This window comes from Methylibium rhizosphaerae, assembly GCF_006386545.1.
GTDB classification, from domain to species: Bacteria; Pseudomonadota; Gammaproteobacteria; order Burkholderiales; family Burkholderiaceae_C; genus Pseudorivibacter; species Pseudorivibacter rhizosphaerae.
In genome coordinates this window covers 15,565-28,686 of record NZ_SWAR01000039.1, presented here as the reverse complement: position 1 = coordinate 28,686, position 13,122 = coordinate 15,565, and the positions used below count along the sequence as shown (strand labels likewise).

Annotated in this window: 14 protein-coding genes; 8 read left to right on the top strand and 6 right to left on the bottom strand. The window is 70.4% G+C overall.

Going from position 1 to position 13,122, the window contains the following annotated elements:
- Positions 1–69 precede the first annotated feature (69 nt).
- The 4 genes from E8D38_RS22430 to E8D38_RS22415 are packed head-to-tail and all read right to left on the bottom strand — an operon-like array spanning position 70 to position 2,552.
- Positions 70–702: a LysE family translocator gene (locus tag E8D38_RS22430; protein ID WP_140635809.1), complete on the bottom strand. Its 633-nt coding sequence runs from the start codon at positions 700–702 to the stop codon at positions 70–72.
- A 13-nt stretch (positions 703–715) separates the two neighbouring features.
- The gene (locus E8D38_RS22425) at positions 716–1,171 is read right to left on the bottom strand and encodes a GNAT family N-acetyltransferase (protein WP_140635807.1); all 456 of its coding nucleotides are present in this window, start codon (positions 1,169–1,171) and stop codon (positions 716–718) included.
- A 13-nt stretch (positions 1,172–1,184) separates the two neighbouring features.
- The gene (locus E8D38_RS22420; protein ID WP_140635805.1) at positions 1,185–1,556 is read right to left on the bottom strand and encodes a nuclear transport factor 2 family protein; all 372 of its coding nucleotides are present in this window, start codon (positions 1,554–1,556) and stop codon (positions 1,185–1,187) included.
- 57 nt (positions 1,557–1,613) lie between these two features.
- Positions 1,614–2,552 (bottom strand): hypothetical protein, encoded by a 939-nt coding sequence (locus E8D38_RS22415; RefSeq protein ID WP_140635803.1) that lies wholly within the window; start codon positions 2,550–2,552, stop codon positions 1,614–1,616.
- A 134-nt stretch (positions 2,553–2,686) separates the two neighbouring features.
- On the opposite strand from E8D38_RS22415, the gene E8D38_RS22410 reads away from it, so the two are divergent.
- From E8D38_RS22410 to E8D38_RS22400, 3 genes are all read left to right on the top strand, one after another.
- Positions 2,687–3,391 (top strand): response regulator transcription factor, encoded by a 705-nt coding sequence (locus tag E8D38_RS22410; protein ID WP_140635801.1) that lies wholly within the window; start codon positions 2,687–2,689, stop codon positions 3,389–3,391.
- Positions 3,392–3,398: 7 nt separating this feature from the next.
- Positions 3,399–4,703, top strand: a complete 1,305-nt coding sequence (locus tag E8D38_RS22405) for an ATP-binding protein (RefSeq protein WP_140635799.1) — start codon at positions 3,399–3,401, stop codon at positions 4,701–4,703.
- A 61-nt stretch (positions 4,704–4,764) separates the two neighbouring features.
- Positions 4,765–5,097 carry a hypothetical protein gene (locus tag E8D38_RS22400; RefSeq protein ID WP_140635797.1) on the top strand — a complete coding sequence of 111 codons (333 nt, stop codon included), beginning with the start codon at positions 4,765–4,767 and terminating at the stop codon, positions 5,095–5,097.
- Between the two features lie 29 nt (positions 5,098–5,126).
- Here the strand turns inward: E8D38_RS22400 and E8D38_RS22395 are convergent, their stop codons facing one another.
- Entirely contained in the window at positions 5,127–6,362 is a 1,236-nt protein-coding gene (locus E8D38_RS22395; protein ID WP_140635795.1) for an alpha/beta fold hydrolase, read from the bottom strand.
- Between the two features lie 58 nt (positions 6,363–6,420).
- Between E8D38_RS22395 and E8D38_RS22390 the strand changes: the two genes are divergently transcribed.
- The 3 genes from E8D38_RS22390 to E8D38_RS22380 all read left to right on the top strand — a co-directional run bounded on the left by E8D38_RS22390 (position 6,421) and on the right by E8D38_RS22380 (position 8,888).
- Positions 6,421–7,044 carry a YdeI/OmpD-associated family protein gene (locus tag E8D38_RS22390; RefSeq protein ID WP_140635793.1) on the top strand — a complete coding sequence of 208 codons (624 nt, stop codon included), beginning with the start codon at positions 6,421–6,423 and terminating at the stop codon, positions 7,042–7,044.
- 174 nt (positions 7,045–7,218) lie between these two features.
- Positions 7,219–7,575 carry a helix-turn-helix domain-containing protein gene (locus E8D38_RS22385; protein ID WP_181179337.1) on the top strand — a complete coding sequence of 119 codons (357 nt, stop codon included), beginning with the start codon at positions 7,219–7,221 and terminating at the stop codon, positions 7,573–7,575.
- Positions 7,569–8,888 (top strand): type II toxin-antitoxin system HipA family toxin, encoded by a 1,320-nt coding sequence (locus tag E8D38_RS22380; RefSeq protein WP_425462811.1) that lies wholly within the window; start codon positions 7,569–7,571, stop codon positions 8,886–8,888. Before E8D38_RS22385 ends, E8D38_RS22380 begins: the two co-directional genes overlap by 7 nt.
- Positions 8,889–8,891: 3 nt before the next feature.
- On the opposite strand, the gene E8D38_RS22375 is transcribed toward E8D38_RS22380, so the two are convergent.
- On the bottom strand, positions 8,892–11,390 hold the full coding sequence (locus E8D38_RS22375; protein ID WP_140635789.1) for a hybrid sensor histidine kinase/response regulator: 2,499 nt from the start codon (positions 11,388–11,390) through the stop codon (positions 8,892–8,894).
- Positions 11,391–11,595: 205 nt separating this feature from the next.
- On the opposite strand from E8D38_RS22375, the gene E8D38_RS22370 reads away from it, so the two are divergent.
- Both E8D38_RS22370 and urtA read left to right on the top strand, forming a co-directional pair.
- Positions 11,596–11,793, top strand: coding sequence for a hypothetical protein (locus tag E8D38_RS22370; RefSeq protein WP_140635787.1), 198 nt, complete (start codon positions 11,596–11,598; stop codon positions 11,791–11,793).
- Positions 11,790–13,070 carry an urea ABC transporter substrate-binding protein gene (gene urtA, locus E8D38_RS22365; protein WP_140635785.1) on the top strand — a complete coding sequence of 427 codons (1,281 nt, stop codon included), beginning with the start codon at positions 11,790–11,792 and terminating at the stop codon, positions 13,068–13,070. The genes E8D38_RS22370 and urtA overlap by 4 nt, the downstream gene beginning before the upstream one ends.
- The last annotated feature ends 52 nt before the right edge of the window (positions 13,071–13,122 follow it).

The window sequence follows — 13,122 nt, the reverse complement described above, 5'->3', positions numbered from 1 at the left end:
ACGCGCGCATTTCATCGGTAGCCGGCGCCTTCCTGGCTGCAATACAGCCGGCGCGCGGTCGATCGCGGCTCAGGCGTTGCGGCGATACAGCGCCAGCGAGCCCGCCAGCGCCAGCAATACGCCGCCGCACAGGCGGTCGAGCCAGAGCACGCCGTTGGCACGCAGCGCGCGGATCGCCTGGGCACCTGCGGCAGCGTAGGCCAGCATCACGAGGAAGTCGATGCTGCCGAACACGACGGCCAGCGCGAGGTACTGCGGGACCTGCGGTTCGGAGGTGGCGATGAACTGCGGCAGGAAGGCCGAGAAGAACAGGTAGCCCTTCGGGTTGGTGACGGCGACCAGGAAGCTGCGCAGGAAGATGGACTTGCGCGAGGCTGTCCGGCCTGTGGCTGCGGCGTCGTCGGCAGGCAGCGTCAATGCGCCCCTGGAGCGCAGCATGCGCACACCCAGCCAGGCCAGATAGGCCACGCCCACCCACTTGACGGCCGAGAACCAGAACTCCGAAGCCGCCAGCAGGGCACCCAGGCCGAGGGCCACCGCCGAGATGAGCACGAAGTCCGACAGCACCGCACCCACCATGCCGGGCAGCGATGCCCTCACGCCGTAGCGCGAACCGTTGCTCAGGGCCAGCAGCACGGTGGGCCCGGGCGTGGCGATCCCGATGAAGGCGACGACGGCAAAGACGAGAAGGGTCTGCGACATGGCGGCGGGGTCCTCAGGCGGCGATGGACTTCTGCATGAACACGCTGAACGGGTCGTCTGGGTAGTCGCCGAACGGCGGCCTGCGGCGGAAGCCCCGGCTCTCGTAGAAGGCCAGGGCCGCGGGCTGCTTCGGCCCGGTTTCGAGCATCAGCAGCCGGCAGCCGCCTTCCAGGGCGTGAGCCTCCAGGAGCGCGAGCAACTGCCCGGCAACGCCTTGGCCGCGGCTTTCCGGGTGCACGTACATGCGCTTGACCTCGCCGTATTCCGGGCCCAGCACGACCGCCCCGCAGCCGACCGCGCGGCCCGAGGGCAGGCGTGCCACGGCAAACAGGACGTTGGGTTGCTTGAGCGAGGCGAGGTCCAGGGCATACCGGCTTTCGGGCGGGTACAGGGTGTCCTGGTAGGCGTCCAGCTCGGCAATGAGCTGCAGCACCTCCGGCTGGTCGGGCGATTCGAGGGTCGTGCGCATGGCGGCGGCGACGCTACCACGGCTCGGCGGCCGGCGTGCCCTGGTGATAGCGCAGCTGCCAGCGGCCGTCGACCCGCATCCACACCGAAGCGCGCAGGGTGTGATTCGACAGGCTGCCATCCGGCTGGCGATGCGCCGAGCGGTAGGTGAGCAGTGCCACCTCCGGAGCCAGCTGGCTGACGGAAAAGTCGCTCGGGACGACCGAGGGCGGGGCGAGCTGCTCCGACAAGAACTTGAGGACGATGCCGAAGTCGTAGTGGCGGCCCGACCGACCGACCTCGCGAAACTCGGCATGAAGAAGCTGCTCCAGCCGCACGGCATCGCAGCGGACGCCGGGGTGGTGCAGCTCCACTTCAAGGGCTTGAAGTTCCGAAAGCAGTGTCATGGGCCTCGGACTGTACGGCCTCGATCGCGCCCCGGGGCATCAACAAGCAACCTCGGCTCAGCCCGCCTCGGCCGCCAGCCCGCTCACGGTGAACACCCAGGTCTGGTCGATCGTGCCGTCGGGGCCGCGATCCAGTGTCACCGTCACGCTCGGCAGGGTCACGTTCACGCCGACGCGGTTGTGCGGCAGCGTCATCGTCCATTGCCCGTCGGTCAGCGCGCCGCCGGCGTCGTAGACGAGGGGCCGCTGCGTCTCGACGGTGATGCTCCAGTCGAGGTTCGGCAGGTCGGCGCTCATGGTGTAGCGGCCGCTGGCGGTGCTGCCGGTGAGCGTGCCGCCGCTGGTGGCGACCACGCGGGTCAGGTCCACGTCGCTCAAGGTGTAGCGGCTGGTGCGGAGCTCGCGCTGGCTGGTGAGCTGCACCTGCGCCGACTGCCAGCGTTGTGTCGTGGTGGTCGCGGCGCCGTTGGTGGCCACCGTTTCGGTGAAGGTGGAGCTGCCTTCGTGCGTGAGCGTGCGGTGCGGCAGGGCCACGGTGAGGCCCTGCGTGGCGGTGGCCACCTGGGTGGTGCCGCCGCCGGCGGCCAGCACCGTCAGCGTCGCCTGGCCGTTCACGCTGGCCGCGCCGGCACTGCCGCGGCATTGGGTGAAGCTCACGCTGTAGACCTCGCCGGTGTCGAGCACGCCGTTGCCCAGCGTGCCGGCGTTGCCGCTGGCGGTGAAGACGGCGGTGCCGCCGCCGGCGCAGTTCACCGTCACGCTGGCCTGGCCGGTGGCCACCACCGCCTTGGCGGCCTGCAGCACGACGGCTGATGCATCGGTGCCTTCGGTCGCGATGACGGCGCTGTTGGCGCTCATCGATTCGGCGCTGGCCTGGCTCACGGTGGTGTCGGGCGGGGCCGGGGTGTCGCCGCCCCCGCCGCCGCAGGCGGCAAGCAGGGCGGCCGCGGCGGCCATCGACAAGGTGGTGGGCAGGCAGGCGGGACGGGTCTTCATGCAAGGCTCCTCGGTTGGATGTGGTGCTCATTCAACGCGCCGGCCGCGGTGCGGCCACAGACATTGCATGACGAATTGCGACAGTCCTGCAATGTGGCGGAACCGGATGTTTCCGGCGCCTACACTGCGGCGCCATGCAGTCCAGCTCGACTTCGCGGCCGCTGATCCTCATCGTCGATGACGACGCCGAGCTGTCGGCCATGGTGGCCGCGCTGCTCGGACGGGAAGGCTGGGAGGTGCAGGCTGCGCTGACCGGCGGCGACGGCGAACGCCTGCTGGCCGAACGCCGGCCCGACGCGGTGCTGCTCGACGTGATGCTGCCCGACACGAGCGGCTACGAGCTGTGCCGCCGATGGCGCGCCGCGCAACCGCACCTGGGCCTGCTGATGTTCACCGCCAGGGGCGACCCGATGGACCGCGTGCTGGGCCTGGAGATCGGCGCCGACGACTACCTGGCCAAGCCGTTCGAGCCGCGCGAGCTGGTGGCGCGCGTGCGCGCGCTGCTGCGCCGCCAGGCGCCCGGCCGGGGCGACGCGGTGCTGCTGCGCTTCGAGGGCCTGTCGGTCGACCTGCTGCGGCGCGAGGTGCTGGCCGGCGACCGCGCCGTGGCCCTCACCAGCGTCGAATACAAGCTGCTGGCCGCGCTGGCGCGCACGCCGGGCCGCGCGATCTCGCGCGAAGCGCTGAGCGACGCGGTGCAGGCCGGCAGCTACAAGCCGCAGGACCGCACCGTCGACGTGCAGGTGGCCAGGCTGCGCCGCAAGCTGCGCGAGGCCAGTCCGGGCAAGGAATGGATCGACACGGTGCGCGGCGAAGGCTACGTGTTCGTGCCCCGGTAGTCCGTGCATGTTCAAGCTCAAGCGCTTCGACAGCCTCTTCGCCCGTTTGCTGCTCCTGCAGGCCGTCCTGGCCAGCGCCGTGCTGCTTGTGTTCGGCGCGCTGCTCTACGTCGAGCGCAACGTCACCATCGCGCGGCTGGTGGGGCAGCGCCTGGCGCCGGTGCTGCGGCAGGCCGCGGGCTGGCCTGCGGTGCCCGACAGCACCGCGCCGCCCATGGTGCTGCGCGGCGCCGGCCGGCCGCAGGACGAGCGGGTGGCCGGCCAGAACGCCCCGCGCCTGCGGGCGCTGGCCGACGAGCTGCGCCGCCGCGGGGTGCCGCTGCAAGACTCGGTGCTGGCGCGTGGCGACGGCGGGCCGGTGCTGTGGCTGCAGGTCGGCACACCGGGCGGTGAGGCGGTGTGGCTGGGCGTGGCCGACCCGGCGCTGGCCGCGCGCCTGCCGGGGCGCTTCCTGCTGGCGGTGCTGCTGGCCACGCTGCTGGTGGCCGGCGTGAGCTGGGCCTTCACCCGCCGCCTGACGCGGCCGCTCGAGCAATTGCGCACGCGCATGCTGTCGCTGCGCCCGGGCGAAGCGCTGCCCGCGGCGGGCCAGCCGAAGCACCGCAGCGCCTCGCCCGAGATCGCCGCCATGGAAGCCGCGTACGACGAGCTGCTGCAGCGCTTCGAGCGTCACGAACGCGAGCGCTCGCTGCTGCTGGCGGGCGTGTCGCACGACCTGCGCAGCCCGCTCGCGCGCATCCGCACCGCGGCCGAGCTGCTGCCCGAATCGCCTGATGCCGCGCCGTGGCGCGATGCCATCGTGCGCAACACGCAGGCGGCCGACCGGCTGATCGGCAGCTTCCTCGACCACGTTCGGGCCGGCGAGCTGGCGCTCGACCAGGCCGCGGACCTGGCGGCCGTGGCGCGCGCCGCCGCCGCCGCCACCGGCCGGCCCGCGGAAGAGCTGGTCGTGCACGCCGAGGCGCCGGTGCTGCTGGCGCAAACCCATCCGTTGCTGCTCGAGCGGCTGATCGACAACCTGCTCGACAACGCCTTCAAGCACGGCCGCGCGCCGGTGGAGCTGTTCGTGGCCGACCGCGGCGACGGCTTCGCGCTCGTCGAAGTGAGCGATGCGGGCGAAGGCCTGCCCGATGCGCGCCGCGAAGCGCTGCTGCAGGCCTTCGCCCGCGGCGATTCGGCCCGCGGCACACCGGGCACCGGCCTGGGGCTGGCCATCGTTGCGCGTACGGTGGCGCGCATGGGCGGCACCCTCGCTTTCGAGCGGCGCGAAGGCCGGCACGTGGTGAGCGTGCTCTTGCGGCGAACGGGCTGAGCCGGAACCGACACCGCTTTTCCGGCGATCGGCCGGCGCCGTTCGTGGCGAAGATCGCCCCATGTCCCTCCAGGCCATCGCCATCGTCATCCACTTGCACCCGGGCGCCCCGCCCAAGCCTCCCGAAGGCAGGCCGTGCAACGGCTGCGGCGTCTGTTGCGCGAGCGAACCATGCCCGGCGGGCCGGCTGGTGAGCCGGCGGCGCAGCGGCCCCTGCAAGGCGCTGGTCTGGCAGGCGCCCGCCGGCCGCTACCGCTGCGGGCTCGTCGAGCAGCCGCGGCGCCATCTGCCGGCCGCTCTGGGCTGGGCCGCTCCTTGGGCCGCTCGCCTGGCCCGGCGCTGGATTGCGGCAGGCCGGGGCTGCGATTCGAGCGTGAGCGTCGAGCGCGGCTGATCGGCGCGGCCGGCAGCCGTGGCCGGGCCCTAGCTTCGGACCATCTCGATGAGCCGGCCGAGCACCTTGCCCGAGTGGAGGCCGTCGTGCTGGAACTCGTTCGTGATCCAGGGGCGCAGTCCCCGGATGTGGCGGGCCGTCTGTTCCGAGAACGCCCGCGGGACGTACATGTCATCGACATAGATGGCCGCGGCGCACGGCACCTCGTTGAGGGCCAGCACCCGGGGGTCGTACAGCGGGCCCCAGTGCCGGTGTGCCAGCAGTCCTGCGGCGTCGCGAAACGGTGCCAGGCCTGCGAACTCTTCGAACATCCACGGAAAGACATGCTCGCCGGTGAGCGCTGTGGGATCGTCGGCCAGCTCGGCGGGCATGACACGCTGCGCCGACCAGGCGCTGACCTGGCCGTTGGCATAGCAGGACTCGTGGATCACCGCGTACAGAGGGTTGCGCACGAAGGGTGACGCTCTCTCCACGTCGTGCAGGAAGGCCGGGCTTGCGCAGGGGAGTTCCAGCAAGTGGTGCAGCTTCTCCGAGCCCGTGCCCGTGCCCAGCATCAGGCCGAGCTGGCGCAGGCGGTGCGGCGTCAGGCGGTCGCCGCCGGGCAGCCGCACGTCCTCGGCCGCCAGGCGGGCCATCAGGCTGCGCAGGCGATCGCGGTCCTGCGGATAACGCTCATGGTGCTGGCCGGTTCTTTCCAGCGTCGTGCGGTAGGTCTCCCGGTACACCTCGTCGATGCCGCGGTCCAGCGGCGGCAGGCCGCCCGTGATGAAGGCTTCGCGCAACGAGCCCGGAAAGGTGGACAGGTAGGTCACCGCGCAGAAGCCGCCGAAGCTCTGGCCGAGCACGGACCAGCGGTCGACACCCAGGGCCTCGCGAAAGCACTCTGCGTCGCGCACGATCGCGTCGGCGCGGTACAGGGCCAGGCGGTCGGCCAGCACCTGCGGTGCTGCGGCCCCGGCGTCGGCCGGGCCGACCGGCGTCGAGCGCCCCATGCCGCGCTGGTCGAGCAACAGCACGCGGTAGTCGGCCAGCGCCCGCTGCAGCCAGGCCGGCGAGTCGGGCGATGCCGGTCGCGGGCCCTCGAAGCCCGGCCCGCCCTGCAGGAAGACCAGCCAGGGCTGGTTGGCGTCGGCCTTCTCGGCCAGGACGACCGCACGCCCGAAGACTTCGATGCGCTCGCCGTCGGGCTGCGCATGGTCGAGCGGCACCTCCAGGGTGTGCTCGGTCACCCGCAGGCCGGGCTGGCGGTAGGTGGTGGATTGCATGGGGGCTCCAGGGTTGTCGGCAGGGAAGATGCTATCGACCTGCGGCACACTCGACGCGATGCCTGCCACCCGATCCACGCTCCGATCCGACGCTGAGCCGAGGTTGTTCAAGAGCGCCACGGCCTTCGAGTCCTGGCTCAGGAAGAACCACGCCGTTTCCGACGGCCTCTGGCTGAAGATCGCCAAGCGGGGGGCCGACCAGCCCAGCGTCACCTACCCCGAGGCGGTGGAGATCGCGCTCTGCTGGGGCTGGATCGACGGCCAGAAGAAGGGCCTTGACGATCAGCATTTCCTCCAGCGCTTCACGCCGCGGCGTGCTCGCAGCGTCTGGTCGAAAACCAACGTCGACAAGGTCGCGGCGCTCATCGAGGCGGGCCGCATGCAGGCGCCGGGGCACGCGCAGATCGAGGCCGCCAAGGCCGACGGCCGCTGGGCCCGGGCCTACGACGGACCGCGCACGTCCGAGGTGCCCCGGGACCTGCTGGCCGCGCTGGAGGCGCAGCCCAGGGCCAAGGCCTTCTTTGCGACGATCAACGCGACCAACCGCTACGCGGTGCTGTGGCGCATCCAGACGGCGGTGAAAGCCGAGACGCGCGCCAGGCGCATCGCCCAGCTGGTGGAGATGCTCGCGCGCGGCGAGACCGTCCACATCTTCAAGCCCAAGCCCACGACCAAGGCGTGATCGCGAGGCCATGCCTTGCCGGGTCTTGCGCCTCATGGCGCCCTATCAGCCACGGCCTGTATTCGGGTGGTACAAGCTTTGGCCTATACGGGAACATCTGCCAAAGCTTGTATGTTGACGATATTGGTCATGGCTTGTATCCTGCGGGCGTGCTCCTGCACAGGAGAACTCCCCGTGATCTACCCGCTCAAGATCTCCAGCCAGCTCACGCCCTACCTCAAGGCCCTGCGCATGAACCGCGGCATGACCCAGGCCCAGCTCGGGCAACTCCTGGGCGTCACACAGGCGCGCGTCGCAGAAATCGAGGCCAATCCCGGCACCGTCAGCCTGCAGCAGATCCTGCGCATCCTCCATGCGCTCGACGCCTCCCTGGCCATCCATGACGACATCTCGGCGGCCGGCGCTTCGCAGCCTCGTGCCGCGGAGCCCGCCGCGCCGGCACGCAAGAAAGCCAAGCCGGCAGAACCCGCCAAGGGGTCGGGCGCCGGCACGGCAGGCCCTCGCACCCCTCCCCGCAAGGGGACCTGGTGAGCTCGAGGCTCGCCGCATGGATGAACGGCCACCTCGTCGGCACCTGGACCGACGACCGCGGCCATCACCGCTTCGAGTACGACCCATCGTGGCTCGAGTCGCCCAAGCGACGATCGCTTTCGCTGTCGCTGCCCATCACCGCCAACATGGATGTGCGCGGGCAGGCGGTGAAGAACTACTTCGACAACCTGCTGCCCGACAACGACAGGATCCGCGAACGTATCGGCAGGCGCTTCAAGCTCAAGCAGCACGATGCCTTCTCGCTGCTCGAGGCCATCGGCCGCGATTGCGTCGGGGCGGTGCAACTGCTGCCCGTCGGCACGGAGCCCGCGGGCTGGAACCGGTTGCACAGCGATGCACTGTCCGAAGCCGACGTGGCCGAACTGCTGCGCGCGGTGCCCTCCGAGGCTGTGCTGGGCAATGCCGCCGACCGTGAGCTGTTTCGCATCTCGATCGCCGGAGCACAGGAGAAGACCGCACTGCTGCAAGTCGACGGCGCCTGGCGGCGCCCGCACGGTGCCACGCCCACCACCCACATCCTGAAGCTGCCCTTGGGCCTGGTCGGCGGCTCCAGACGGGTCGACCTCGGCGATTCAGTCGAGAACGAGTGGCTCTGCGCGCAGATCCTGGCCGGGCTGGGCCTGCCCGTTGCAGAAACCCGGATGGGTCGGTTCGAGGATCAGAAGGTCCTCATCGTCACGCGCTTCGACCGTGAGTGGCAGGACGGCGGCCGCTGGATCGCACGCATCCCTCAAGAGGACTTCTGCCAGGCCCTGGGCAAGGCGCCGGGCCAGAAGTACGAGAAGGACGGCGGGCCGGGCATGGCTGCCTGCCTGAGCCTGCTCCAGGGCAGCAACGAGCGCAACGATGGCCAGTACTTCGCGCTCGTGCAGCTGGCGTTCTGGCTGCTGGCCGCCACCGACGGGCACGCCAAGAACTACTCGATCTTCCTGCTGCCCGGCGACGAATACCTGGCCACGCCCCTGTACGACGTGCTGTCCATCTTCCCGTACGTCGGCGAGGCGCCGAACAGGATCCGCTGGCGCAAGGCGGAGCTCGCCATGGCCCTGCGCTCGAAGAACCCGCACTACGACCTGCATGGCATCCGGACCCGACATTGGCAGGACTTGGCGCACAAGGCGGGCGGCCCGACGACGTGGGCGTCCATGCAGGGTCTGGTCGAGCGGGTTCCGGCAGCGCTGAAGGCAGTCGAGGCCCGGCTGCCCGCCAGCTTCCCGGCACCTACCTGGGAGGCGATCCGCTCCGGAATGCTCGCGCAGGCCAGTCGATTCGAGGCCGGCCAGGCCGACTGATCCTCATCGGTTGCGCCTCAGGACTTCGCTCACCCGCGCCAGCACGTCCTGCGGCACGAAGGGCTTGTCGATCACCATGATCTGCGTGGCCGCCACGAAGTCGCGCGCGCCGGTGCCGAGCGTGTCGCCGGTGATCACGATGACACGCGACGCGAGTTGCGGGTGCCGCTTCTCGATCTCGTGGTACAGCGCCGGGCCGTCGATGCCGGGCATCTTCAGGTCGGTGAGCACCAGATCGAAGGAGCCGTCCGCCAGGGTGCGCAGCGCGGCCTCGCCGCTGTGGGCCAGTGTCACCGCGTGGCCGGCCGGCGTGAGGATCTCCTGCAGGATCTCGGCGATCTCGACCTCGTCGTCCACCACCAGGATGCGGGCGCTGCCTGGAGATGCGGCGCCGGCGCCGGCCTGCGCGCGGGCCGGCGGGGCCGGCTCGCGCAGCGCCGGCAGCCTGAGCTCGAAACGCGCGCCGCTGCCGGGCTGCTGCGGCAGCAGGCGCAAGGAGCCTCCGTGGGCCTGCATCAGCCCGAGGCTCACCGACAGCCCCACCCCCGTGCCTTCGCCGACCGCCTTGGTGGTGAAGAAGGGCTCGAAGATGCGCGGCGCCATCTCGACCGGCACGCCGGGGCCGCTGTCGGCCACCTCCACCAGCACCGTCGCGCCGTCGTCCGCCAGGCGAGTGCAGACCTCCAGCCGCCTCGCGCCGGCGTGGCTGGCCATCGCCTGCTGCGCGTTGGCGAACAGGTTGAGGAACACCTGGCCGAGCTGGCTGGCGTCGGCCATGACCAGCGGCAGGTCCTGCGCGAGCCGGGTGTCCACCTCGACGCCGCTGCTCCGCAGCGTGTAGCCCAGCACGTCGAGCGCGTCGAGGATCACCTCGTTCACCGAGGTGGGCGTGCGCGGCGTTTCCTGCCGTCGGGCCATCGCGAGGAAGGTCCTCACGATGCGCGAGCAGCGCTCGGCGGCCGCGCTGATCTTGGCCGCCACCTCCCGGTCGGCGGCGCTGGCGGCGCGTTCCTGCAGCTGGATCGCGCGGCCCACCACCACCGACAGCGGGTTGTTCAGCTCATGGGCCACGCCGGCCAGCAGGCCGCCCAGCGCCGAGAGCTTCTCGCTCTGGTGCAGCGACTCGCGCTGCCGCGCCAGCTGCTGCTCGGCATGCAGCAAGGAGGTGAGGGCGGCCTCGATCTCCTGCTTGTCGCGCCGCAGTGCCGCATCGCGCTCGGCCACCTTGCCGGCCATGTCGTTGAAGGCCAGCGCCAGGCGGCCGAGTTCGTCGTCGCGCCCGGTGGGCAGGCGCACCGAGGTGTCGCCGGCGGCCACCTGCTCGGCTGCGCGGGTGAGGTCGCCGAGCGGCGCCGCCACATGGCGCCGCAGGATCACCGCCAGCAGGGCCAGCAGCACCAGCAGGATGCCCACCCGCGCGAGCGAGGCCCACAGCGCCACGCTCCAGGCGTCGGCTCGCACGGCCGCGCCCGGCTGGGTGGCGGCCACGAACCAGCCGGGGCCGTCGATGCGGGCCACCGCGTAGTAGAGGTCGCTGGCGGCGGCATGGCCGGGCTGCGGCGCATCGACCACGGCCATGCCCGACTTCACCAGCGCCGCCTGCAGGTCGCCGCCCTGCTGGAGCAGCGTGGCCCGCGCGACGCTCGCCGCCGTGAGGTCGGCGTCGCCCGTGTCGGCGATGAGCCGGCCGTCGGCATGGAACACCAGGTAGCGCTGGGCGGGCGAGGTGCGGGCGAAGGTGCGCGCGAGGAAGTCCTTCAGCAGCAGGCTGCTGCCCACGCTGGCGATGTGGCGGTCGCCCACGTGCATCGGCGTGAGCACGGTGAACATCGGCCCGAGCGTGGGATCCACGTCGTCGACGTAGGGCATGGTGTAGCGCGAGCGGTCGCCGGGCCTGGCGCTCTGGTAGGCGAGCCGGCCCCATTCGTAGTCGAGCTGGTTGTAGTTCTCCGGGATGTCGAACACCCAGTTCGGGAAGAGGTAAGGGTCGTAGCCCACGTTGCCCTGCTCGGGCACCGGCGTGAAGAACAGGTTGTCGTGGCGGATCGCCGCGCCCGGGCCGTAGTGCCGGGACAGGTCGAAGAACAGCACCATGCGCTGCTTCACGCTGTCGGACAGCGGCGTGCTGCGCGGCACCCAGCCGGTGGGGTGGATGCGGCCGTCGGAGATCTCCTTGCGGTTGCGCCAGTGCCCGTCCGGGTAGAGCGAGAGCAGCGTTTCGAAGCGGCGCGCGGTGGCACTGTCCTGGTAGGCCGGCCACTTGTCGGCGAACGCCAGGCGCACGGTTTCGTGGGTTTCGACGGTGTAGCCCAGCACCCGCTCGGCGACGCGCGCGCGTTCGCCGGCGGCCGCCGAGAGCCGCAGCAGCGTTTCGTCCTCGTACTGGCGGTACAGCAGGTAGCTGCTCAGGGCCGCGCCGGTCAGGAGCAGCACGCTGCCGGCAATGGCCAGGCGCACCAGCGTCTTGCCGGTGAGCGTGCGCAGGAAATCCGGCCGGGTCATCGGGAACGCCCCTCACTCTTCTCTGTGCTCTGTGCTTGCCCCGCTGCCTGCTCTGGACAGGCCAGCGAACGATAAGCACCGCGGCGGCCTGCGACAAGGGCGGCCGCACTACATCTGCAACGCCCGCCATACAAGCCGGAAACGCAAGCGACACCAACGGCGCCGATGCTGGCAGCCATCGAAGACCCGCCAGGTGAGCGCCGCCATGAACCGTCACGTTGCCGTTGCCGTTGCTGTTGCTGTTCCCGTCACCTATGGCCGGATGCTGGTGCTCTCGCAGAAGCGCCACGAAGCCCGGCGGGCGCTGGCGGCGCCTACGCCAAGTGGCGTATTGGCCGTCGAAGGGGCCTTGCCTAACCTGCGTGTGTCCCGTCGGACCCAGATCAAGGAGCACCTTCCGTGAAACACACAGCCACCCGTCGTACCTTCACCCATGCGCTCGGCGCCGTCGCGCTGGGCGTCACCGCCCTCGGCTTCTCGCTGCAGGCGCAGGCCGCCGACACCATCAAGGTGGGCGTGCTGCACTCGCTGTCGGGCACCATGGCCATCTCCGAGACCGTGTTGAAGGACACGGTGCTGATGGCCATCGACGAGATCAACGCCAAGGGCGGCGTGCTGGGCAAGAAGCTCGAACCGGTGGTGGTGGACCCGGCCTCCAACTGGCCGCTGTTCGCCGAAAAGGCCAAGCAGCTGATCAGCCAGGACAAGGTGGCAGTGACCTTCGGCTGCTGGACCAGCGTGAGCCGCAAGTCGGTGCTGCCGGTATATGAGGAGCTCAACGGCCTGCTGTTCTACCCGGTGCAGTACGAAGGCGAGGAGCTGAGCAAGAACGTCTTCTACACCGGTGCCGCGCCCAACCAGCAGGCCATCCCCGCGGTGGAATACCTGATGAGCAAGGACGGCGGCGGCGCCAAGCGCTTCGTGCTGCTGGGCACCGACTACGTGTACCCGCGCACCACCAACAAGATCCTGCGCGCCTTCCTGAAGAGCAAGGGTGTGGCCGACGCCGACATCATGGAGGACTACACCCCCTTCGGCCACAGCGACTACCAGACCATCATCGCCAAGATCAAGAAGTTCTCGGCCGAAGGCAAGAAGACGGCAGTGATCTCCACCATCAACGGCGACTCCAACGTGCCGTTCTACAAGGAACTGGGCAACCAGGGCCTGAAGGCGACCGACGTGCCGGTGGTGGCCTTCTCGGTGGGTGAAGAGGAACTGCGCGGCGTGGACACCAAGCCGCTGGTGGGCCACCTGGCCGCCTGGAACTACTTCATGAGCCTGAAGAACCCGGAGAACTCGGCCTTCACCAAGAAGTGGGCCGAATACGCCAAGGCCAAGAAGCTGCCGGGTGCCGACAAGCCGCTGACCAACGACCCGATGGAGGCCACCTACATCGGCGTGTACATGTGGAAGCAGGCGGTCGAGAAGGCCAAGAGCACCGACACCGACAAGGTGATCGCGGCGATGGCCGGCCAGACCTTCAAGGCGCCCTCGGGCTTCGTCGCCAAGATGGACGAGAAGAACCACCACCTGCACAAGCCGGTGTTCATCGGCGAGGTGAAGGCCGACGGCCAGTTCAACGTCGTCTGGAAGACCAAGGGCCCGGTGCGCGCCAACCCGTGGAGCCCCTACATCCCGGGCAACGACAAGAAGAAGGACGAGCCGGAGAAGAAGTAGCCCACCCCCGTAGCGGCTTCGCCGCTCCCCCTCAAGGGGGCAACGCCAGCGG